16 protein-coding genes are annotated in these 21987 nt (G+C 63.8%); 11 read left to right on the forward strand and 5 right to left on the reverse strand.

Annotated features, from left to right (window positions below):
• The first annotated feature begins 79 nt into the window (after positions 1-79).
• The 7 genes from HHJ18_RS14885 (at position 80) to HHJ18_RS14915 (ending at position 6001) form a co-directional block, all read left to right on the forward strand.
• A complete protein-coding gene (locus HHJ18_RS14885) occupies positions 80-526 on the forward strand; it encodes an RbsD/FucU domain-containing protein (RefSeq protein WP_296916530.1) in 447 nt (148 codons plus the stop codon).
• Entirely contained in the window at positions 523-1230 is a 708-nt protein-coding gene (locus HHJ18_RS14890; RefSeq protein WP_296916532.1) for a GntR family transcriptional regulator, read from the forward strand. The genes HHJ18_RS14885 and HHJ18_RS14890 overlap by 4 nt, the downstream gene beginning before the upstream one ends.
• On the forward strand, positions 1227-2168 hold the full coding sequence (locus HHJ18_RS14895) for a dihydrodipicolinate synthase family protein (RefSeq protein WP_296916534.1): 942 nt from the start codon (positions 1227-1229) through the stop codon (positions 2166-2168). The genes HHJ18_RS14890 and HHJ18_RS14895 overlap by 4 nt, the downstream gene beginning before the upstream one ends.
• Before the next feature lie 68 nt (positions 2169-2236).
• Positions 2237-3253 carry a sialic acid TRAP transporter substrate-binding protein SiaP gene (locus tag HHJ18_RS14900; protein ID WP_296916536.1) on the forward strand — a complete coding sequence of 339 codons (1017 nt, stop codon included), beginning with the start codon at positions 2237-2239 and terminating at the stop codon, positions 3251-3253.
• A gap of 25 nt (positions 3254-3278) precedes the next feature.
• A complete protein-coding gene (locus HHJ18_RS14905; RefSeq protein ID WP_296916537.1) occupies positions 3279-3758 on the forward strand; it encodes a TRAP transporter small permease in 480 nt (159 codons plus the stop codon).
• Positions 3755-5053, forward strand: coding sequence for a TRAP transporter large permease (locus HHJ18_RS14910; RefSeq protein WP_296916538.1), 1299 nt, complete (start codon positions 3755-3757; stop codon positions 5051-5053). The genes HHJ18_RS14905 and HHJ18_RS14910 overlap by 4 nt, the downstream gene beginning before the upstream one ends.
• Entirely contained in the window at positions 5054-6001 is a 948-nt protein-coding gene (locus HHJ18_RS14915) for a ribokinase (protein ID WP_296916539.1), read from the forward strand.
• A 164-nt stretch (positions 6002-6165) separates the two neighbouring features.
• Here HHJ18_RS14915 and HHJ18_RS14920 read toward each other — a convergent pair whose 3' ends face one another.
• Positions 6166-7641 (reverse strand): MFS transporter, encoded by a 1476-nt coding sequence (locus tag HHJ18_RS14920; RefSeq protein WP_296916541.1) that lies wholly within the window; start codon positions 7639-7641, stop codon positions 6166-6168.
• 139 nt (positions 7642-7780) lie between these two features.
• Between HHJ18_RS14920 and HHJ18_RS14925 the strand changes: the two genes are divergently transcribed.
• Complete coding sequence (locus tag HHJ18_RS14925) at positions 7781-8677, forward strand: LysR family transcriptional regulator (RefSeq protein ID WP_296916542.1); 897 nt, start codon at positions 7781-7783, stop codon at positions 8675-8677.
• A 243-nt stretch (positions 8678-8920) separates the two neighbouring features.
• On the opposite strand, the gene otnI is transcribed toward HHJ18_RS14925, so the two are convergent.
• From otnI to ltnD, 4 genes are all read right to left on the reverse strand, one after another.
• On the reverse strand, positions 8921-9742 hold the full coding sequence (gene otnI / locus HHJ18_RS14930; RefSeq protein ID WP_296916544.1) for a 2-oxo-tetronate isomerase: 822 nt from the start codon (positions 9740-9742) through the stop codon (positions 8921-8923).
• Between the two features lie 67 nt (positions 9743-9809).
• Positions 9810-10514 (reverse strand): aldolase, encoded by a 705-nt coding sequence (locus tag HHJ18_RS14935; RefSeq protein ID WP_296916647.1) that lies wholly within the window; start codon positions 10512-10514, stop codon positions 9810-9812.
• An 8-nt stretch (positions 10515-10522) separates the two neighbouring features.
• Positions 10523-11821, reverse strand: a complete 1299-nt coding sequence (otnK, locus tag HHJ18_RS14940) for a 3-oxo-tetronate kinase (RefSeq protein WP_296916546.1) — start codon at positions 11819-11821, stop codon at positions 10523-10525.
• A gap of 155 nt (positions 11822-11976) precedes the next feature.
• Positions 11977-12900: an L-threonate dehydrogenase gene (gene ltnD / locus HHJ18_RS14945; protein ID WP_296916547.1), complete on the reverse strand. Its 924-nt coding sequence runs from the start codon at positions 12898-12900 to the stop codon at positions 11977-11979.
• Positions 12901-13199: 299 nt separating this feature from the next.
• On the opposite strand from ltnD, the gene HHJ18_RS14950 reads away from it, so the two are divergent.
• From HHJ18_RS14950 to HHJ18_RS14960, 3 genes are all read left to right on the forward strand, one after another.
• Positions 13200-14612 carry an efflux RND transporter periplasmic adaptor subunit gene (locus HHJ18_RS14950; RefSeq protein WP_296916549.1) on the forward strand — a complete coding sequence of 471 codons (1413 nt, stop codon included), beginning with the start codon at positions 13200-13202 and terminating at the stop codon, positions 14610-14612.
• Positions 14613-14653: 41 nt separating this feature from the next.
• Positions 14654-17905 carry an efflux RND transporter permease subunit gene (locus HHJ18_RS14955; RefSeq protein WP_296916649.1) on the forward strand — a complete coding sequence of 1084 codons (3252 nt, stop codon included), beginning with the start codon at positions 14654-14656 and terminating at the stop codon, positions 17903-17905.
• Between the two features lie 664 nt (positions 17906-18569).
• Entirely contained in the window at positions 18570-21869 is a 3300-nt protein-coding gene (locus HHJ18_RS14960) for an efflux RND transporter permease subunit (protein WP_296916551.1), read from the forward strand.
• Positions 21870-21987 lie beyond the last annotated feature (118 nt).

The following is a 21987-nucleotide window of genomic DNA, read 5'->3' on the forward strand; positions in this document are numbered from 1 at the left end:
GGGAAATCCCGGACTACAAATTCCACGCACTTCACACCTTGGCACAACGTTGCGCTGACCAAGAAACAACGCCTTTTCCATGCTGAAAAAGATTCCTTCGCTGCTGACACCCGATGCCCTGCATGCACTGGCCAGCATGGGCCATGGCGACGACGTGGCCATCGTCGATGCGAACTTTCCTGCAGCCGCCCTGGCCCGCCAAGGCGGCGCGCGGCTGGTGCAGCTGGCCGGCGCCAACGCCACGCAGGCCCTGATAGCCGTGCTGCAGATCCTGCCGCTGGACGATTTCGTGCCTGAAGCGGCCTGGACCATGCAGATGGTGGGCGATGCAGTCACGGTGCCCGGGCCGGTGGCAGAATTCGCCGCTGCGTTGCAAGCGGCTGGCGAAGCGCCGGCCGCGACGTTGGAGCGGTTTGACTTTTACCAGCGCGCGCAGTCGGCCTTTGTGATCCTGCGCACCGGCGACTCGCGCAAATACGGCAATATTGTGCTGCGCAAGGGCGTTATCGCAAGCGACTCGCCATGAGCACCGCTTCCTCCGTCGCCACCGGCAGCCTGCGCGCGCAGGCCTATGCAAGCTTTCAGCAGCAGATCGTCGATGCCAACATCCGCCCTGGTCAATTCATCTCGCAGCGTGAGCTGATGCAGCTGCTGGGCATGCCGCTGGGCGCGGTGCGCGAACTGATTCCGCGCCTGGAAGCCGAGGGCCTGCTTAAAACCGTGCCGCAGCGCGGCCTGCAGGTCGCCCATGTAGATCTCAAGCTGATCAACAACGCCTTCCAGCTGCGCCGGCTGATGGAGGGGGAGGCCGCCAGCCGCTTTGTTACCACCGTGTCCGACCGCGAATTGGCCGTCATTGAGCAAAACCACCTGGACATCGTGCGGCGCGCGCGCAGCGGCCGCATTGACGACAACCTGCTCAAGGACGCCACCGCCGTGGACTGGGGCCTGCACGACCTGATGATCGACGCGCTGGGCAACGAACTGATTTCCGAGGTGTACCGCATCAACAGCCTGCGCGTGCGCCTGATCAAGCTCGAATGCTCGACCCTGTCGCCGCAGGTGCTGGTTCCAGCGATGGAAGAGCACCTCTGGTTCATCGAGGCCCTCAAACGGCGCGATGCGCAGGCCGTGCTGGAGCGGCTCGGCCACCACATTGAAAGCGCGCACCTTCGCGTGCTTGGACTGCCACGGCCCGCCATGCCGTGGTCTTTGGAGAACCTTGGATGACCACACCCCCCAATTCCGCCCAGCTTGACGCCTTTCGCGGCATCTGGCCTGCCCTGCTCACGCCGCTCAATGCTGACCTGGGCATCGACCACGCCCGGTTCGCGGCACACTGCAAGTCGCTGATCGCCCGGGGCTGTCCTGGCGTGACGGCCTTCGGCACCACCGGCGAAGGTCCGTCGTTTTCCGTGGCCGAGCGCAAGGAAGCCATCGAGCAGCTGATTGCCAATGGCATCCCGGCCGCGCACATCATGGTGTCCACCAGCTGCGCCGCCCTTCCCGAGACGCTTGAGCTGACGCGCCATGCGGTCAACGCCGGCGTACACGGCTGCCTGATGCTCCCGCCGTTTTTCCTCAAGGGCGTGTCCGACCAGGGCGTCATCGACAGCTACCGCTACGTGATCGACGGCATGGGCCAGGACCTGCCAAAACTCAAGCTTTACCTGTACCACATCCCGCAGGTGACGGGCGTCAGCCTGTCGCACCATGTCATTGCCGCGCTCAAGCAGCAGTACCCCGACACCATTCTGGGCATCAAGGACAGCGCCTGCACGACCGCGCATTCCATCGGCCTGGCCGAGGCTTTCATGAAGGACATGACGGTGTATGTTGGCTTCGAGCCCGACCTGCCGGAAATGGGCCGGCGCGGCAGCACGGGCGCCATCAGCGGCCTGGCCAACTTCATGCCGCGCGTGGTTGATCGCCTGGTGACGCAGCCTGATGAGCCCACCACGCCGGCCGAACGCCAGCGCGTGGTCCAGCTGATCGGCCTGCTCGATGGCTATTCGCTGATGCCAGCGCTCAAGGGCATCATGGCCATGCTGAGCGGCGAGCCCGCGTGGCTGCGCGTGCGCGCGCCGCTGGTGGCGCTGACCGCCGACGAGTTCAAGGCGCTGGAAAAGTCTATCCGGGCATTTGGCATCGATCCCGAATCCGACTGAACCCGGCCTGCCGATGGCCCCGATTTTTTTGACAAATTAGCCAACCGATTAACGACAAGGAGACAACCATGACCCATTCCCTGCTTCGCCGCACCCTGCTGGCCACTGCTTCGGCCATCGTGCTGATGGGCGCCCTGCTGCTTTACCCCCAACAGGCCCAGGCCCAGAACAAGGTGCTGCTGCGCGTTTCAACCCCAGCCGTGCCCGACGACTGGCATGCCAAGATGTGGACCGTCTTCAAGGACAACCTGGAAAAGTCCGCGCCCGGCGAATTCGACGTGCAAATCAACCTGAACGCCACGCTGTTCAAGCAGGGCACCGAGCCGACGGCCATGGCGCGCGGCAACCTGGAGCTGTCGTCAATCTCCGCGTTCGACATTGCCAAGCTGGTGCCCGAGTTCTCGATCTTCACCGCCGGCTACGTCATCACGGGCCCGGAGCACCAGCAAAAGGTGTTTAACGGCCCCATCGGTGCCGAGATGTTCAAGGCCGTGGCGGAGAAGATGGATGTGACGCCGCTGTCCACCGTCTACCTTGGCACCCGGCAGATCAACCTGCGTGACCCGCGCAACGTCAAGGTTCCGGCTGACCTCAAGGGAATCAAGCTGCGCATGCCCAGTTCGAAGGAATGGCTGTTCCTGGGCGAAGCGCTGGGCGCAACCGCCACGCCGCTGGCGTTTGGCGAGGTCTACCTGGGCCTGAAGACCGGCACCATCGACGGCCAGGACAATCCGCTGCCCTCGGTGCGCGCCGCCAAGTTCTATGAAGTGACCAAACAGATCGTGCTGACCAGCCATCTTGTCGATGGCATCTTCATCGCCATTTCCAGCAAGGCCCTGAACGCAATGACGCCTGTGCAACAGCAAAAGGTCAAGGCGGCAGCACAGGCCGCGTCAGGCTACAACAACGAGAACCGCCTGAAGGAAGAAGGCCAACTGGTGGATTTCTTCAAGCAGCAGGGCCTGCAGGTCACCACGCCGGATGTGGACGCCTTCCGCAAGTCGGTGCAAACGACCTACCAGAATTCCGACTACGCCAAGGTCTGGCCCAAAGGCTTGCTTGAGCGCATCAATGCGACCAAGTAAACGCAGCGCGCCTGTTTGAATCATCATGAAAAGCTGGTTCCAAAAATCCGCCAATGTGATTGGCGGCGGACTGTTCCTGACCCTGTTCATCGTATTTGTGGTCCAGGTCACAGCGCGCTTTGGCTTCAACAAGCCGATGGCGTGGACCGACGAAGCCGCCGTGATTTTGTATGTCTGGGTCATCTTGTGGGCGGCCGCGTTTGTGGTGCCCGAGCGCGAGCATGTGGTGTTCGACCTGCTGTGGAACAGCGTCAGCCAGCGTGCCCGCCAAGTGATGCAGATCGTCGGCAACCTGCTGATCGGCGGCCTGGCGTTGTACAGCATCCCGGCTAGCTGGGACTATGTGCATTTCATGGCCCGGGAAGGAACACCGGTGCTGGGCGTGTCCTTCATGTGGGTCTTTCTGCCCTTCGTGCTGCTGCTGGCGGCACTGGTGATTCGCTCGGCTTTAGCCATCTGGAACGCGGCTTTAGGTATTGGTCTTGAAGCGGAGCTGCGCATATGACGTCCGGAATTCTGGTTCTCTCCCTCGTCCTGGTGGCGGGCATGGCGCTGCGCATGCCCATCGGCTTTTCAATGCTGGCTGCCGGCATTGCCTACCTGATTGCCAAGCAGCAGGACATCGGCCTGGTGGCCGAGCAGGTCGGCAACGGGCTGTACAACAGCTACGTGCTGCTGGCCGTGCCGCTGTTTGTGTTTGCCGCGAACATCATGAATGCCGGCACCGTCAGCGAGCGGATCTTCGACTTTTGCCGCATCCTGGTCGGGCGCATGCGCGGCGGGCTGGCGCAAGTTGACATTCTGGTCAGCGTGGTGTTTTCGGGCATGAGCGGCAGCGCCATTGCCGACGCCGCCGGGCCGGGCCTGGTGACGATTCGCCAGATGCTGAAAAAGCCCGAATACAGCCGGGGTTTTGCCGGCGCCGTGGTTGTGGCCAGCGCCACGCTCGGCCCCATTATTCCGCCGTCGATTCCCATGGTGATTTACGCCATGGTGTCGGGCGCGTCGGTGGGCGCGCTGTTCCTGGGCGGTGTGGTGCCGGGCTTCCTGATGGCCATCTTGATGATGGTGGTCGTGCATTTCATTGCCGTGAAGCGCAACATGCCGCGCGAAGCCAAGATACCCCTGAACGAATGGCCGGCCATCATCTACCGGGGCGCCCTGCCGCTGTCCATGCCCATCGTGCTGCTGGGCGGCATTTATTCGGGCGCCTTCACCCCGACCGAGGCGGCGGCGGTGGCAGCCTTCCATGCCTTGATTTTGGCCGGCGTCGTGTACCGGGCGCTGACCTGGCGCACCTTCTGGGGCGTCGTCATGGAGTCCACTCGGGGCAGCGCGGTCATCACCATGATTCTGGCGGGCTCCTTCATCCTGAACTATGCCTTCACCGCCGAAGGCGTGCCACAGGCCATGGCGCTGTGGGTGGACAGCATGCATTTCTCCCAGATCGGCTTTTTGCTGATGGTCAACGTGATGTTCCTGGTGCTGGGCTGCTTCCTGGATGTGTCGGTGCTGCTGCTGGTGTTCGTGCCGATGCTGCTGCCGGCGGCCAAGCTGCTGGGCGTGGATTTGGTGCATTTCGGCGTGCTGGTGGTGCTGAACATGATGATTGGGCTGATCCATCCACCCTTCGGCATGCTGCTTTTCGTCACCAAGGCGCTGACCGGCATTCCAATTGCCGAGATGATGAAGGAAGGCTGGCCTTTCTTGGTCATGCTCTTACTGCTGCTGCTGGCCATGACATTCTTTCCCCAGATCGTGCTGTGGCTGCCGCAGACCATGGGCTACGGGGGCAAGTAAATGACCAGCGATTCAAGCGCGTCCAGCCGCAAAACGGTTGACGTGGTCTGCGTCGCCAGCTGGAACGCTGACTTGGTGTCCCACGTCGCCCGACCCCTGGCGCGCGGCGAGACGCTGATGGCCAGTGCTTTCAGCATCAGCCCCGGCGGCAAAGGCAGCAATGCCGCTGTCGCCGCAGCCCGCCAGGGTGCCCGCGTGGCGCTGATTGCGCGCATTGGAGACGATGAGTTTGGGCGCATGGGCCTGGCGCTGTGGCACGGCGAAGGCATTGCCACCGGCCATGTCGAATGCGCCCCCGGCGAGCGCAGTGGCGTGGCGCAAATCCTGGTCTACGCCGACGGCGACAACAGCATTGCCGTCTATCCGGGTGCCGGCGCCGGTCTGGGCGCACAGCAGGTGCAGGCGGCCGGCGCTTTGCTGGCCGGCTGCCGCGTCGTCATGGCGTCGTGCGAAGTCCCGATTGAAGCTGCGCTGCAGGCTTTTCAAATGGCCCACGGCAGCGCTGGCAAGGCCCTCACCATTTTGAATCCCGCACCGGCACGCCCGCTGCCCGATGAATTGCTGGCACGGGTGGACGTGCTCACGCCCAATGAGAGCGAGCTGTTTCAGCTGGCGGGCGCGGCGCACGCGGGGTCGATTGATGCGGCAGCGGCGCAGTTGCTGACACGCGGCGTTGGCGCCGTGCTGGTCACGCTGGGCGCTGCCGGTTGCCGGCTTTATCAGCGCGACCAGGCGCCGGTCGAAGTCGCGGGCAGGGCCATGGCTGTGCGCGACACCGTAGGCGCCGGCGACACCTTCACCGGCGCGCTGGCGGCCGCCCTGGCGCGCGGCGAAGCGCTGGCCGGCGCCATGCAGTGGGCCAATGCCGCTGCGGCACTGTCGGTCACGCGTGCGGGAGCGATTGAGGGTATTCCGACGCTGGCGGCGGTGGCTGCCTTGCTGACGTAGAGGTCTTTTCAGTGTCGATGTTTCCCGAGAGAATTTTCCGGGGTTCTGCCGCATACCCCGGATAGCGAAGATGACGAAGGTCCACGGACACTCACGCTTGATCTTGAAGGTCGAGCCCGAGCGAATTAAAGCGCCGCTAGGTCATCCGACTTTTTCTTGTTCACCTACAACTCTGCTTCCGGAGCAAGTACCAAGTTGCGCAATGTGCGGCGGTAAGTTACCACTGCGATGGCGAGCGCTACGACGATCAGAATCGCCGCGACTGCGAACGTGATCCGCATACCCGAGGCAACGGCCTCGGGAAGCGCTGTGGTGATGTCGGCCGTCACCGATGCAAACGCGAACACGGCGCCCATGACGGATGCACCGGTAATAAGCCCGAGATTGCGCGACAGGCTGAGCAGGCCTGAAATGACGCCCCGCTGATCTGCGCGAACATCGGTCATGACGGCGGTGTTGTTGGCCGTCATGAACAGCGCATAGCCGACGGTGATGACGACCATGGGAGCGATATAGCCGGGGATGCCGAGCGTCGCCGGCAGCATGGACAGAATGAAGGATCCAACCACCATTCCAATGAGCCCAACAAGGGTCATGCGTTGTGCGCCAAAACGGTCCGCAATGCGACCGGCCGGCACACCGGTCAGCGCGGCGGCAAGCGGGCCGACCGACAACACTAGTCCAACCATGGCCGCATCGAGTCCAAGCGCACGAGAGAGATAGAACGGCCCGACCACCAGCGTCGCCATCATCACCGTCGAGACAAGCGCGCTCATGGCAAGGCTCGCACTCAGCGCGGGATCGCTGAACATCGCCAATCGGATCAAAGGTGACGCAGCTCTCGACTCGGCGAGCACGAAGAGGCCGACACCGAAGAACGCAGCGGACAGCAGCGCCAGGTTTAGCGGACCGAAACTGCCCCGCCCTATCGTCATGGCAAGGGCATACGCCGCGAGCGTCAGAGCCAGCAGCAGCGTGCCCACCTTGTCGAAGCCGGCACTGTCGGTCTTCGGCCCGCGGCGATCCACCGGCAGGTAGTGATGCGCGAGAGAAAAAGCCAGGAGTCCCAGCGGTAGGTTGACGAGGAAGATGGCCCGCCAACTGAGTCCGGCGATAAGAACGCCGCCAAGCGATGGACCGAGCGCGGTGCCAATCGCGGACATGGTTGCCAGCAGCCCCATGGCGCTACCGGTCTTGGCCTTCGGCACTATCTCACTGACAAAAGCCATGGTGAGGGCCATCATGATGGCCGCGCCCAAGCCCTGCGCCGCCCGGGCGGCAATTAGCAGCCAGAGTGTGGGCGCAACGCCGCACAAGCTGGATGCCACCGTAAACAGGAAGATTCCGGCCAGTAGCAGCCGGCGGCGGCCGATGATGTCACCGAGCCGTCCGACGCTGACGATCAGGGTGGTGATGGCGAGCAGATAAGCCAGGACTATCCACTGGACCTGCTGGAAGGAGGCATCGAATGCCTGTGCCAAAGTCGGCAGCCCCACATTGGCGATGCTGGTGCCGAGCGAGGACAGCAACATGGATAGCGAAAGACTGGCAAGCGCCCACCGAACCGGAGATGTCCGTTGCGCACTTCCGGCACTTCCAGCGACTGCCTCATCTCGTCCTGCAATGATTGACTTCAACATGAATTCCTTCCTCTAACGACGCCCGAAATGGCTGATATGCAAGCGTAGTTCTTTGTCTGACATAGCGGAAGGCGCTCCGTTTTCACTTTATCCGTGCGTTTGACGCCATATCACGATCAAACTGCGCTATGGTCGATGCATGGCTACACCCGATCTCAACTTGCTAGTCACCCTGGATGTGCTGCTCGCGGAAGGCAGCGTGGCGCGCGCAGCGCAGCGGTTGCGGCTGAGCCCGTCGGCGATGAGCCGGGCGCTGGCGCGATTACGTGAGACGACGGGCGATCCGCTGCTGGTCAGGGCTGGACGAGGTCTCGTTCCCACACCCCGAGCGCTCGAACTCCGCGAGCGGGTCAGCCAGCTGGTGCAGGACGCAGAAGCGGCTCTACGCCCTGCCGGGAAGATCAAGCTCAAACAGCTGGTCAGAACCTTCACGCTGCGGACCAGTGAAGGTTTTGTGGAAAATTTCGGGCCGGCGCTGATTGCTCGCGTCGGCAAGGAAGCACCCGGCGTGCGGCTGCGCTTTGTGCAGAAGCCCAACAAAGACAGCACGCCACTTCGCGACGGCGCTGTCGATCTGGAAACTGGAGTTATCGGAATGGCGACTGGTCCGGAGGTGCGAGCGCAGGCCTTGTTCCGGGACCGTTTCATTGGCGTCGTGCGAATGGGGCACGCGCTGAGCCAGGGCGAGGTCACCCTTTCCCGTTATGCAGCTGGAAGGCATATCAGCATCTCGCGGCGAGGTCTCGATAAAGGACCGATTGATGAAGCTTTGAGTACGCTGGGGCTGGAACGGGAGATCGTCACGATCGTCGGTGGCTTTTCGACCGCGCTGGCTCTCGCTCGGGCTTCCGACCTGATCGCCAGTGTCCCCGAACGGCACACTGGAAACCTGCGCGACGAAATGCATAGTTTTTCCCTTCCGTTCTTCACACCCGAGGTCACGGTTTCATTGCTATGGCACCCACGGCTGAATGCCGATTTAGCGCATCGTTGGCTGCGCGGCCTTGTTCTGGATACCTGTGCGGCGATGCGCTGAAGGGGTCATTCCATTTCCAGATCATTCGTGAACGCGAAGCGACGACAGTACAGACGTATAGCTAGCGAAGCCGACAAAGTGCACGGAATATTCTTTTTTTGAGGCGACCCACGTAGCGCATCCTGCAGTCAGCCGGGAAGCTAAAAAAGGCATTAAAAGTGCCTCTAGCCCAACAACAGCGAGCGCAAGTAGCTATTATAATGATAGCAACCACGCCACTCTGCTGGCCAGCGGGGCGATTGATCAGCGGCCCATGCCAGGCAATTTTTTCAGCCAGCCCAGCCCGGCCGAGGTGCCGCCGGGCTGCGCGCCCAGCCGCGGGTTGTATTCGCAGCCAATCCAGCCTTGCCAGCCGCAGGCTTGTGCCACCTCGTCAATCACGTCGAACAGGTAGGCAAAGTTGAGCTCACCGACATCGGGCTCGAAGCGCTCGGGCACCCCGGCGATCTGGAAATGCCCGACCTGGCCGGTCGGCAGATACTGGCGAATTTTGATGGCCAGGTCGCCCTCGACGATCTGACAGTGGTACAGATCCATCTGCACCTTGACATTGGGCGCGCCTATCAGCGCGATCAGTTCATGCGCCTGGTCTTGGCGGTTCAGGAAGAAGCCTGGAATGTTGCGGGTGTTGATGGGCTCGATCAGCACATCCAGCCCGGCCTTGGCGGCTTCTGACGCAGCGTATTGCAGGCTGGCGATATAGCCGGCTTGCAGGCTGGTGCGCGCTACCCCGGCTGGCACCAGACCGGCCATCACATGGATGCGCGGACATTCCAGCGCCAGCGCGTAGTCGATGGCGCGCGCCATGCCGTCACGGGACTCGGCTTCGCGTCCGGGCAGGCAGGCCATGCCGCGTTCGCCGCCGGCCCAGTCGCCAGGTGGCGCGTTGAACAGCACTTGCTGCAAGCCGTTGCCTTGCAGCCGCGCCTTGATTTCAGCTGCCGGATGGTCGTAGGGAAAGAGAAATTCCACGGCCTTGAAGCCGTCGCTGGCGGCGGCCTCGAAGCGGTCGAGAAAACTGAACTCGGGGTAAAGCATGGAGAGGTTGGCGGCAAATTGGGGCATGGCGGTTTGACCTCGATGTGGCGGGTTGAAACGTAAAAACGCAGCGTAAAGGAGCTATCAGCGCAAGCTACCAGCGCGCGCCAAAATTCTGTCGCAATTCGTCGATCTGCGAGGCCGACAAGGGCGCGGGCATGGGCTGGCCGCTGGCTCGGCACTGCTGCCAGAGCCTGGCCGTTTCCTCCAGCTCTTCCAGCGTGGCCATGGCGGCAGCGGGCGAGTTGTGCCAGACGTTGGGGCCGAGGCGCTCCAGCATGACGGCGCGGATGGGCGTACCCCTGGCGCCATACTGCTGGATGACTTGCGCAACCCGTTCTGCGGCTTGCGGGTCGCCGGGCCGGTGGTAGCGAATCAGCGGAACATGGCCGACTTTCATCACGAAGTACGGCGTCAGCGCCGGCAGCAACTCGCGCTGTTCGGTGCCAGCCTGCTGCGCTGGCTGCAGGCTGGCGGCCACGCAGGCGCCGCTGTGGGTATGGATAACGCAGCTTATTTTATCATCAAATAATGCTGCAGCCCAATAGATATGGGCGTGAAGCGCTATTGTTTTGCTAGCACTTTCACCCCCGGTCTGCTGCGCCTTGTCGTCCAGCCGGGCCAGCCGGGCCGGGTCGAGTTGGCCCAGGCAGGCGTCGGTGGGCGTGATCAAAAAACCGCCGCCCTGCGCCGCGCCCAGCCGCACGCTGATGTTGCCGGCCGTGGCATGCACATAACCCCGGTCGAACAGGCTTTTGCCGATGCGGCAGATTTCTTCCCTGGCCTTGCTCTCTGTCAGCGCCGCGTTCATGGCAACACCGCGAAGGCTTTGCTGAAGAAGTCATCGCCACCAAAGTTGCCGGACTTCAGCGTCAGGTGCAAACCGCCCTGCCCGGCGGCGTCCGACTGCGCGTGGCACCACGGCACGCCGGGGTCTATCTGCGGGCCTATCTGCATTTGCGTGATGTGCAGCGCCTGCACGCAGGCGCCCGAGGTTTCGCCGCCGGCCACGACCAGCTGGCGCACGCCGCGCTCGACCAGTACGCGGGCGATGGCCGCCAACACGCGCTCGACCATCGTGCCGGCTTCTGCGGCGCCCAGCCGCGCCTGAACCGATTTAACGGCCTCGGCGTCGGCGCTGGAATAAATCAGCAGCGGGCCGCCAGCCAGCAGCGGCGTGGCCCAGGCCAGCGCCTCGGCGGCGACATCGACGCCCGCGGCCAGTTGCTCGGCCATGCGCAGCGGGTCCAGCGCCAGCGCCGGTCGGCTAGAGGCGATGAAGGCCTGCACCTGCCGATTGGTCGCCAGCGAACAGCTGCCCGACAGCACCGCCTGCCAACCCGTAGGCGCCGGCAGCGCGCTGGCGATCGACGATGGCGCCAGACCAAAGTTGGCCGGCAGCCCGATTGCCACGCCAGAGCCAGCCGTCAGCAGCGCCATCTCCTTGAGCGCGGGCCCCAGGCGCAGCAAATCGTCGTTCGAAAGCGCGTCGACCACCGCGATGCCGATGCCCTGCGCGCGCAGCTCGGCGATGCGCGCGCGGATTGCCGCCTCGCCCTGCGCCACCACGCGGTAGTCGATCAGCCCGACCTGGCGGCGGCACTGCGCCTGCAGCACGCGGATCAGATTGGCATCGGTCATGGGCGTCAGCGGGTGGTTTTGCATGCCGCTTTCGCTCAGCAGGACATCGCCGACGAACAAATGGCCCTTGAAGACGGTGCGCTGGTTGTCCGGAAAGGCGGGCGTGGCAATGGTGAAATCCCCACCCTCCACATTCGCCAAAGCGTCCATCAGCGCCTCTGTCACCGGGCCAATATTGCCTTGCGCGGTGCTGTCAAACGTAGAGCAGTATTTGAAGTAGATTTGCCGGCTGCCTTGCGCTTGCAGCCATGCGAGGGCCTGCAGCGACTGGCGCACCGCCGCTTCGGGCGCGATGGTGCGCGACTTCAGCGCCACCACCACAGCGTCAACTTCGCGGTCCAGCGGCGCATCGGGAACGCCTATGGTTTGCAGCACCCGCATGCCGGCACGCACCAGGTTGTTGGCCAGATCGGTGGCGCCGGTGAAATCGTCGGCAATACAGCCTAGAAGGAGGCGGGCCCCCACGCTCCCCACTGCGTGTGGTTCGCTGCCCCCCGAGGGGGCCGCTGCGCCTGCAGCCCGGCAAAGCCTGTTCTGCGGCCCTCGCTTGGGTAGTCCTGACGCGGGCGATTCCACCGCTCCTACGCTCCCCGCTGCGCGTCGTTCGCTGTGCTCGCTACTCATGATTTTTTAGGCAACTCGATGCCGGGAAAAATTTTGATCACGGCGCTGTCATCTTCTTTGGCAAAGCCCGCCGTGCTGGCCTGCATGAACATCTGGTGCGCCGTGCTCGACAGCGGCAGCGGAAACTTGCTGGCGCGCGCCAGATCAAGCACCAGCCCCAGGTCTTTCACGAAAATATCCACCTCCGACAGCGCCGTGTAGTCGGCTGCCAGCACATGCGCCATGCGGTTTTCGAACATCCAGCTGTTGCCCGCGCTGTGCGTGATCACCTCGTACAGCGCCTCTGGGTCCACGCCTTCGCGCAGGCCGAGCGCCATGGCTTCGGCGGCGGCGGCAATGTGTACGCCGGCCAGCAATTGGTTGATGATCTTGACCTTGCTGCCCGCACCGGCCTTGTCGCCGAGCTTGTAGACCTTGCCAGCCATTGCGTTGAGCAGCGGCTCGCACAGCGCATAGGCGGCCGGCTTGCCGGCGCTCATGATGGTCATCTCGCCCGACGCGGCCTTGGCCGCGCCGCCGGAAATTGGCGCATCCAGGTACAGGAGGCCCAGCTCGGCCAGGCGCGACTCCAGCGCCACCGACCAGAGCGGGTCCACCGTGGAGCACATCACAAACACGCTGCCGGGCGCCATGGCGGCGGCGCAGCCCTTGGTGGGATTCGCGCCATGGGGGTCACCAAACAGCACGCTTTCGGTCTGCGCGGCGTTCACCACCACCGACACCACCACCGTGCATTGCGCGGCCAGTTGCTCCAGCGTGTCGCAGGCCACGCCGCCGAACTGGGCAAACGCCTGCGCCACACCGGGCCGCACATCAAACACGTGAACCGTGTAGCCGGCCCGGCGCAGCGACTGCGCCATGCCGCTGCCCATGGCGCCCAGGCCCACCAGGCCCACGTTCTGGTCTTTTTTTATGCTCATTCCGATTCCTTGAGTTCAGCTTAGGGGCAGATTGTTGCAACGAAAGTCCTTCTTCGTCCAGTACCTGGCGCTCATGCTCGTCTGTCCCGGCGGGCGGCACAGGCCACGATGCCGCTTTACCGCACGTTTACTTACCTCTTTCCACGCCGACACCCGCTCGCGTGGCCTTGCAGTGATAATTATTCAGCGCTGGCTCAAAAAAATGCGCCGCCTTCTGCAGCAAGCGTTGCAGACGGCGCCACAACAATTACCCAGAATGCCGCAATTCCCCTTCGCGGCAGGCAACAAGGACGCCGCTGATGGACCCCAACGCCGAAATTCCCTACTCCGGCCCCCAGCCCACGCCCCGCAAACGATTGAGCCGCCGCGCGACCTTGATCGGCAGTCTACTGGCGTTGCTGCTGCTGGCCGGCACCGGCTGGCTGGCCTGGCACCTCACGCGCCCTGCGTCAGAGGCGGACAGCTCGGCAAGCGGTCCCGGCAGGCCGGGCGGCGCGAACCGAAGAACGGCCACCACCGTGGGCGTCGCCACCGCAGAGCGCGCCAGCATTCCGATTGTTCTGGAAGCCCTGGGCACCGTCACGCCGCAAGCCAGCGTGCGGGTGCGCCCCCAGGTCTCCGGCGTGATGGAAAAAGTATTGTTCAAGGAAGGCCAGATGGTGCGCGCCGGTGAATTGCTGGCCACCATCGACCCGCGCCAGTTTGAAATGGCGCTGATGCAGGCCAGCGGTCAGCGTCTGCGCGATGAGGCGCAACTCGACAGCGCCCGCGTCACCTTGACACGCTTTAAAACCCTGCTCGAGCAGGACTCGATTGCCCGCCAGGAGGTCGACACGCAGGCCGCGCTGGTCAAGCAGCTCGAGGGCACGGTGGTGATTGACAAGGCGGCCGAAGGCACGGCGCGGCTGAACCTGAGCTACACCCGCGTCGTGGCGCCCATCAGCGGGCGCGTCGGCCTGCGCAGCGTTGACGTCGGCAATGTGGTGAGCAGCAGCGACGTCCTCGGCATTGCGCTGATCACGCAGGTCACGCCGATTGATGTGGTGTTTGCCGTGCCGCAGGACCAGGCCAGCGAGTTGCAGCAGGCGGCCAGCAGCGGCAGCACTGCGATGAAGGTCAGCGCGCTGGACAGAACCCGCTCCAGCACGCTGGACACGGGGGTGTTTGCCTCGCTCGACAACCAGGTGGACATTCAGACCGGCACCGTCAAGGCCAAGGCGCGTTTTGCCAACGGCAAGCTGGCGCTGTTCCCGAGCCAGTTTGTCAATGTGCAGCTGCTCGTCAAAACTATTGAAAACGCCGTGGTGGTGCCGGTGACGGCACTACGCCATGGCAGCAGCGGCGATTATGTGTATGTGCTCAATAGCGCCGAACGCACCGTGGCCTTGCGGCCGGTGCGGCCCGGGCAGGCCACGGTGGACAAGATCGTGATCGCCTCCGGTCTGCAGGTCGGAGAACGCGTCATCACTGAAGGCGCCGACCGGCTGAAAGACGGCGCCAGCGTGGTGCTGCCGGGCGACGCGCCGAGCGACGCAAGAGGCGGTGGCAAGGGCGGTGCAAAAGGTGGCAAGCGCCCTGGCCAGCGCGAAGGCGTGCCCGATGGCGTGGCGCCGCCGGCTGCAGCGGCAGCATCCGCGCCTGCTGCTGAGGCACCCGCCAGCGCGGCCGCACCGCAACGCCGCCGCCGCGCCTCGCAAGCCGAAGGCACATGAACCAGCCGCTGGACTACCAGCCATCCGAGCCCACGCCCGACATGAGCCCCTCAAGTCCCTTCATTCGCCGGCCGGTCGCCACCGCACTGCTGATGCTCGCCATCGTGCTGGCGGGCCTGGTCGGTTTCAAATTCTTGCCGCTGTCGGCGCTGCCGCAGGTCGACTACCCGACGATTCAGGTCCAGACCCTTTACCCCGGCGCCAGCCCCGAGGTGATGGCGCAAACCGTGACGGCACCGCTGGAGCGCCAGTTCGGCCAGATGGCCGGGCTGCAGCGCATGAGTTCGACCAGCGCCGCCGGCGTGTCCATCGTCACGCTGCAATTCAACCTCGGGCTGGCGCTGGATGTGGCCGAGCAGCAGGTGCAGGCCGCCATCAATGCCGGCGGCTCGCTGCTGCCGGCCGATCTGCCGGCGCCGCCGGTCTACGCCAAAGTGAATCCGGCCGATGCACCGGTGCTAACGCTCGCCATCACCTCCGACACGCTGCCGCTGACGGAGGTGCAGAACATCGTCAACACGCGGCTGGCGCTGAAGATCAGCCAGGTCAATGGCGTCGGCCTGGTGTCGCTCAGCGGCGGCCAGCGCCCCGCCGTACGGATTCAGGCCGACACGCGTGCGCTGGCCTCTTACGGGCTGGCGCTTGACGCGCTGCGCACCGCCATTGCGGCGGCCAACGCCAATGGCGCCAAGGGCAGCATAGACGGCCCGACGCGCGCCTATTCCATCAATTCCAACGACCAGCTGCTGGCCGCCAGCGACTATAAAAACCTCATCATTGCCTACAAAAACGGCGCCGCGGTGCGTGTGGCCGATGTAGCCCAGGTGGTGGACAGCGCCGAAAACACCAAGCTCGGCGCCTGGTCTGGCGGTGACTGCCCGCCGGCGGCTGCGCGCGTGCCCACGGAAGAAAATGACTGTCTGGGGGCGCTCGCCAAGCAGTTGAAGCCAGCCATCATCCTGAACGTGCAGCGTCAGCCCGGCGCCAACGTGATTGACACGGTCGATGCCATCAAGGCGCGCCTGCCCGAGCTGCAGGCTGGAATGCCCGCTTCCATCAAGGTCGAGGTGCTGAGCGACCGCACCACCGGCATACGCGCGTCGGTGCTGCATGTCGAGATTGAGCTGATGCTGGCCGTGCTGCTGGTGGTGCTGGTGATCTTCGCGTTCCTGCGCAACCTGCGCGCTACCGTGATTGCCAGCGTGGCCGTGCCGATTTCGCTGATAGGCACCTGCGGCGCGATGTATCTGCTGGGCTACAGCCTGAACAACCTGAGCCTGATGGCGCTGACGATTGCCACCGGCTTCGTGGTGGACGACGCCATCGTGATGATTGAAAACATCTCGCGCTACATCGAAAAAGGCGAAGAGCCCATGGCCGCCGCCTTCAAGGGCGCCAAACAGATCGGTTTCACCATCATTTCGCTGACGGTCTCGCTGATTGCCGTGCTGATTCCACTGCTCTTCATGGGCGATGTGGTGGGCCGGCTGTTCCGCGAATTCGCCATCACGCTGGCCATCACGATTTTGATCTCGGCTGTGGTGTCCTTGACACTGGTGCCCATGATGTCGGCACGCTGGCTCAAAGCAAAAAACCCCACGCTTGTCGCTTCGCGAGCCTACGGCGGTGCGCTGCCCCTTGAATCGGAAGAAGGGGCTGGCCTGGCTTGGGGCGGCCCGGCGCTGGCGGCCGAAGCCGGTATGCCTGACCGCACGGTCGCCGCGCGGCTGCAGCAGCTTTTTGAGGGCGTCATCGTGCGTTACGACCGCTCGCTCAGCTGGGTGTTCGCGCGTCAAACCGCCACGCTGCTGGTGGCCCTGGCCACGCTGGCGCTCACAGTGCTGCTGTATGTGCTGATTCCCAAGGGCCTGTTTCCGACGCAGGACACCGGCCAGTTGCAAGGCAGAATCGAAACCGCCCAGTCGGTGTCTTATGGCCGCATGGCCGAGCTGCAGCAGGCCGCCGCCCGGGCGATTCTGGAAGACCCGGACGTCGCCACCTTGAGCTCCTTCATCGGCGTGGACGCGGCCAACAACACCATGCTGCACACCGGGCGCATGCTGATCAACCTGAAGGCCACGCGCAGCGGCAGCCAGCAGGCCACCATGGACAGGCTGAAGCGGCGCGTCAGCAACATCGCCGGCGTCACGCTGTATCTGCAGCCAACGCAGGACTTGACGATTGACGCCGAAACCGGCCCAACGCAGTTCCGCGTGTCGCTCGAAGGCTCCGACAACGCCACGGTGGTGAAGTGGGCCACGCAGCTGGCACAGCGCATGCAGCAACTGAGCGGCGTGAGCAATATTTCATCGGACGCCGGCGCCAGCGGCAGCGCGGCTTTCATCACGGTAGACCGCGACACCGCAGCACGCCTGGCCATCACCACCTCGGCCATTGACGACGCGCTGTACAGCGCTTTTGGCCAGCGCATCGTCTCGACAATTTTTACCGAGACCAACCAGTACCGCGTGATTCTGGAGGCGCTGCCCGATCCGCTCAACACCGTAGCTTCGCTGGGAAACCTGCAACTGAAAGCCGGCGTGGGCGGCACCACGCCGCTGTCCAGCATCGCCAGCATCAGCGAGCGCCCGGCGCCTCTGCAGATCACCCGCGTCGCCCAGTACCCGGCCACCACGTTGGGCTTTGACACGGCGCCCGGCGTGTCGCTGGGCAAGGCGGTTGACCAGATCAAGCAGGCCGCCAATGACATGGCACTGCCGGCCAGCGTCACGCTGACCTTTCTGGGCGCGGCGGGCGCTTACCAGTCGTCACTGGCCAACCAGCTGTGGCTGATTCTGGCGGCCGTGATCTGCGTCTACATCGTGCTGGGCGTGCTGTATGAAAGCTACATCCACCCGCTGACAATTTTGTCGACCCTGCCGTCGGCCGGCGTGGGTGCGCTGCTGGCGCTGATGATCAGCGGCTCTGACCTCGGCGTGATCGGCGTCATCGGCATTATCTTGCTGATAGGCATCGTGAAAAAGAACGCCATCATGATGATCGACTTTGCGATTGACGCCGAGCGCAACGAAGGCAAGTCCGCGCAGGAAGCGATTCACCAGGCGGCGCTGCTGCGCTTTCGGCCAATTTTGATGACCACGCTGGCGGCGCTGTTTGCTGCTGTGCCGCTGATGCTGGGCTGGGGTGAAGGGGCCGAGTTGCGGCGGCCGCTGGGGCTGGCAATTTTTGGCGGCTTGATCGTGAGTCAGGTGTTGACGCTGTTCACTACACCGGTGATTTATCTGGCGTTTGACCGGCTGGGGCGGCGGGTTCGGGGAAGGGAGCGGGTTTGATGCTTTCTTGTGCTGTTTATGGCTCTAGCCCATTATCCATGGGCGTAAGTAGCTATATATTTGATAGCGTGCTTTCTTTTCTTGGTGCGTTGGCCGGGAGTCGCCCGGCGGCGACTCACTTTACTTTTGCTTCGCCAAAAGAAAGTAAGCAAAGAAAAGGCGACCCGCAGTCTGGGTCCTTACGCTTCGCTTCAGGCAACCTGCGCTGCTTGAGAAAAGCGAGGGTCCGGCACAAACTCGCTTCGCTCAGACAAGTGCCGGCCCTGATCCCGCTTCTCTCAAGCAGCACAGGCCCAGCCAGGACGGGGTGGGATCGGATCCGGCAGCGCTGGCAAGAAGTCGAAAAATTCCTGAACCCGAATCCAAACTCGAACCCGAATCCGACCCCAAAGCCCTTCTGTATGCGCCGAGGAGCGCAGGGCCAGACGGATCAGGGATCGTGCTTGTCTGAGCGAAGCGAGTTTGCACGATACCCCGACTGGACCGAGCACCGCAGGTTGCCCGTAGCGCAGCGAAGGGACGCAGACAGTAGGGTCGCCTTTTCTTTGGTTACTTTTCTTTTGGCGAAGCAAAAGAAAGTGACTAGCCGCCGGGCTACCCCCGGCCAGCAGTCCTCAGCAGCGCAGCAGGACCCAAGAACGACAGCCAAGGTGGGAGCAAAGAAGTGAACCTCTCCGAGCCCTTCGTCCGCCGGCCCGTAGCCACGGTATTGCTGACCATAGGCCTGGCGCTGGCGGGCATAGGCGCGCTGTTTGTGCTGCCCGTCTCGCCGCTGCCGCAGGTTGATTTTCCCGTCATCTCGGTCAGCGCCTCGCTGCCCGGCGCCAGCCCAAGCACCATGGCCAGCAGCGTGGCCACGCCGCTGGAAAGGCGCCTGGGCGTGATCGCCGGCGTCAATGAGATGACGTCGAACAGCGGCACCGGCTCGGCCCGCGTCACGCTGCAGTTCGACCTGGACCGCAAGATCGACGCGGCCGCACGCGAAGTGCAGGCCGCCATCAACGCTTCCCGCGCCGACCTGCCCGCCACACTGCGCAGCAACCCGACCTACCGCAAGGCCAACCCGGCCGCCTCGCCCGTCATCATCCTGGCGCTCACTTCCAAAAGCCGCTCGCCCGGGCAAATCTACGACGAAGTCTCCAACCTGCTGCAGCAAAAGATTGCCCAGGTGCCGGGCGTGGGCGATGTGGAACTCGGTGGCGGTTCGCTGCCGGCCGTGCGTGTTGAGCTGAACCCGTTGGCGTTGAACCGCTATGGCATCAGCATGGAGGACGTGCGGGCGGCCCTGCAGGCGTCGAATGCCAACCGGCCCAAGGGCGCCATTGAAGTTAACGACGCAGGCGGTGAAGGGGCCGGCCGGCGCCTGCAGATCTATTCGGGCGCCAACACCGCCAGCGGCGGGCGTCGTGCTGCCGATTACCGGGGGCTGGTGGTGGCGTGGCGCAACGGTGCGGCAATACGGCTGGGTGATGTGGCCGAGGTGCTGGACGGCGTTGAGAACACCAACACCCTGGGCCTTTTCAACGGCGAGCCGGCCGTCGTCGTATTGGTCACACGCCAGCCCGGTGCCAACGTGATTGCAACAGTGGACGGCGTGCGGGCTCTGCTGCCGGCCCTGCAGGCGCAGCTGCCTGCCGACGTGCAATTGCAGGTCGCGTCGGACAGTACCAACTCTATTCGCACCTCGCTGCGCGAAATTGAGCTGACGCTGCTGATATCGATTGCTCTGGTGGTGCTGGTGGTCAGCGCGTTTTTACGCAGCGCGCGCGCCACGCTGATTCCTGCGGTTGCCACGGTGGTGTCGCTGCTCGGCACCTTTGGCGTGATGTATTTGCTCGGCTTCAGCCTGAACAATCTGAGCCTGATGGCGCTTACCGTGGCCACCGGTTTTGTGGTGGACGACGCCATCGTGGTGCTGGAAAACACCAGCCGCCACATCGAAGCTGGCATGGACCGCTTCAAGGCGGCGTTGCTGGGCGCACGCGAAGTCGGTTTCACCGTGCTGTCGATCAGCCTGTCGCTGGTAGCCGTGTTCATTCCGCTGCTCTTCATGGGTGGCCAGATGGGGCGGCTGTTTCGCGAATTCGCCGTCACGCTGTCAGCGGCGGTGCTGATCTCGCTGGTGATTTCACTGACCACCACGCCCATGATGTGCGCCTGGCTGCTCAAGCCCGCTACAGACCGCAAGCCGCCGGGACGCATCTCCCGCTGGTTTGACAACGGCTTCAAGCGCGTGCTGCGCAGCTACGAAGTGGCGCTGGACTGGGCACTTGCCAGCAAGCTGCTGGTGATGCTGATTCTGCTCGCCGTTGTCGCGCTCAACGTCTATCTCTACGTCAAGGTACCCAAGGGCTTTTTCCCACAGCAAGATACCGGGCAGATCGCCGGCGGCCTGCGCGCCGACCGCAGCATTTCCTTCCAGGCCACGCAGGGCAAGCTCAAACAACTGGTCGACATCATCCGGCGTGACCCGGCGGTGGACACCGTGGTCGGCTTTACCGGCGGCTCGCGCTCGGGCGGCGGCTTCATGTTCATCAACCTCAAGCCAGTGGCGCAGCGCAGCGATGCCGGTCAGGCCGTCATTGCGCGGCTGCGCCCGCAGCTGGCGAGCGTCACCGGGGTCTCACTCTTCCTTAACCCGGTACAAGACCTGCGCGGTGGTGGCCGCCAGAGCAGTTCAACCTACCAGTACACCCTGAAAAGCGACAACGCCGCTGACCTGCGGGTCTGGGCCACGCGGTTGGCCGATCAGATGAAGCGGCAGGAGGCGCTGACCGACGTGGACACCGACCAGGAAGAACACGGCGTTGAAACCATGGTCACGGTGGACAAGGAAAGCGCGGCGCGACTCGGCATCAGCTCACGCGATGTCGACAACGCGCTCTACAACGCCTTCGGCCAGCGCCAGGTTGCCACCGTCTATGCCGAATTGAACCAGTACCACGTCATCATGGAGGTAGCGCCGCGCTTCACGCGCAGTCCCGAGTCGCTCAAGGACATCTACATCCCGGCCAGAAACGTCAGTGGCAACAGCGGTGCAAGTGCCAACGGCACGGCGGCCACATCGCCCGTTGCCACGCCCGCAGCGGCCAGCACCATCCCGGTGAACCCGGCCCTGCGCGATCCCTCCTCCGGCCAGTCGCTCAGTACAGCGGCCAGCACCATGGTGCCGCTCTCAAGCATTGCGCGCTTCAGCCAGGGTTCCACCGCCGCCTCCATCAGCCACGAAGACGGCGAGCTGTCGACCACCGTTTCTTACAACCTGGCCGAAGGCCGCACCATCAGCGATGCCGAGTCGGCTGTCAGGCAGGCCGAAGCCGCCATTGGCCTGCCCAACAATGTGCGCGGCAGTTTTTCAGGCACGGCGCTCAGCGCGCAGGAATCACAAGGCGAGCAGCCGCTGCTGATACTGGCTGCGCTGGTGGTGATTTACATCGTGCTCGGCATTCTGTATGAGAGCCTGGTGCATCCCCTCACCGTAATCTCTACCCTGCCCTCGGCCGGCGTGGGCGCCGTGCTGGCGCTGATGTTGTTCAAGCTCGATTTTTCGCTGATTGCGCTGATCGGCGTTTTTCTGCTGATCGGCATCGTCAAAAAGAACGCCATCCTGATCATCGATTTTGCCCTCGACGCCGAACGTGCGCGCGGCATTTCTGCCGTTGAAGCGGTGCGTGAAGCCTGCCTGCTGCGCTTTCGCCCCATCCTGATGACCACGCTGGCCGCCATACTGGGCGCCCTGCCGCTGGCCATCGGCTTTGGCGAGGGCGCCGAGCTGCGCCGCCCGCTCGGCATCGCTATCATCGGCGGGCTGATTGCCAGCCAGCTGCTGACGCTGTTGACCACGCCGGTGGTCTATGTGTTGCTCGACAAGCTGCGCCGCCGCAATCCCTCGGAGCGCCATTTGAGCCGCCACCCCGCTGATTCCAGCCAGCCACCGCCGCGACCGCCGCTGCAACTGCAATGAGTCATTTATGTTCTCATGCCTGCGTCACCACCCTGCTGCCGTCATTGCCGCGCAGGCAAAAAGCCGCGGCACCTCACCCACCCCTCGTTCAAAGCGCGCTGGATTCTGCCAGCGCGGG

Origin of the sequence: Polaromonas sp. (assembly GCF_012927455.1) — a bacterium.
Classification (GTDB): Bacteria; Pseudomonadota; Gammaproteobacteria; order Burkholderiales; family Burkholderiaceae_C; genus Polaromonas.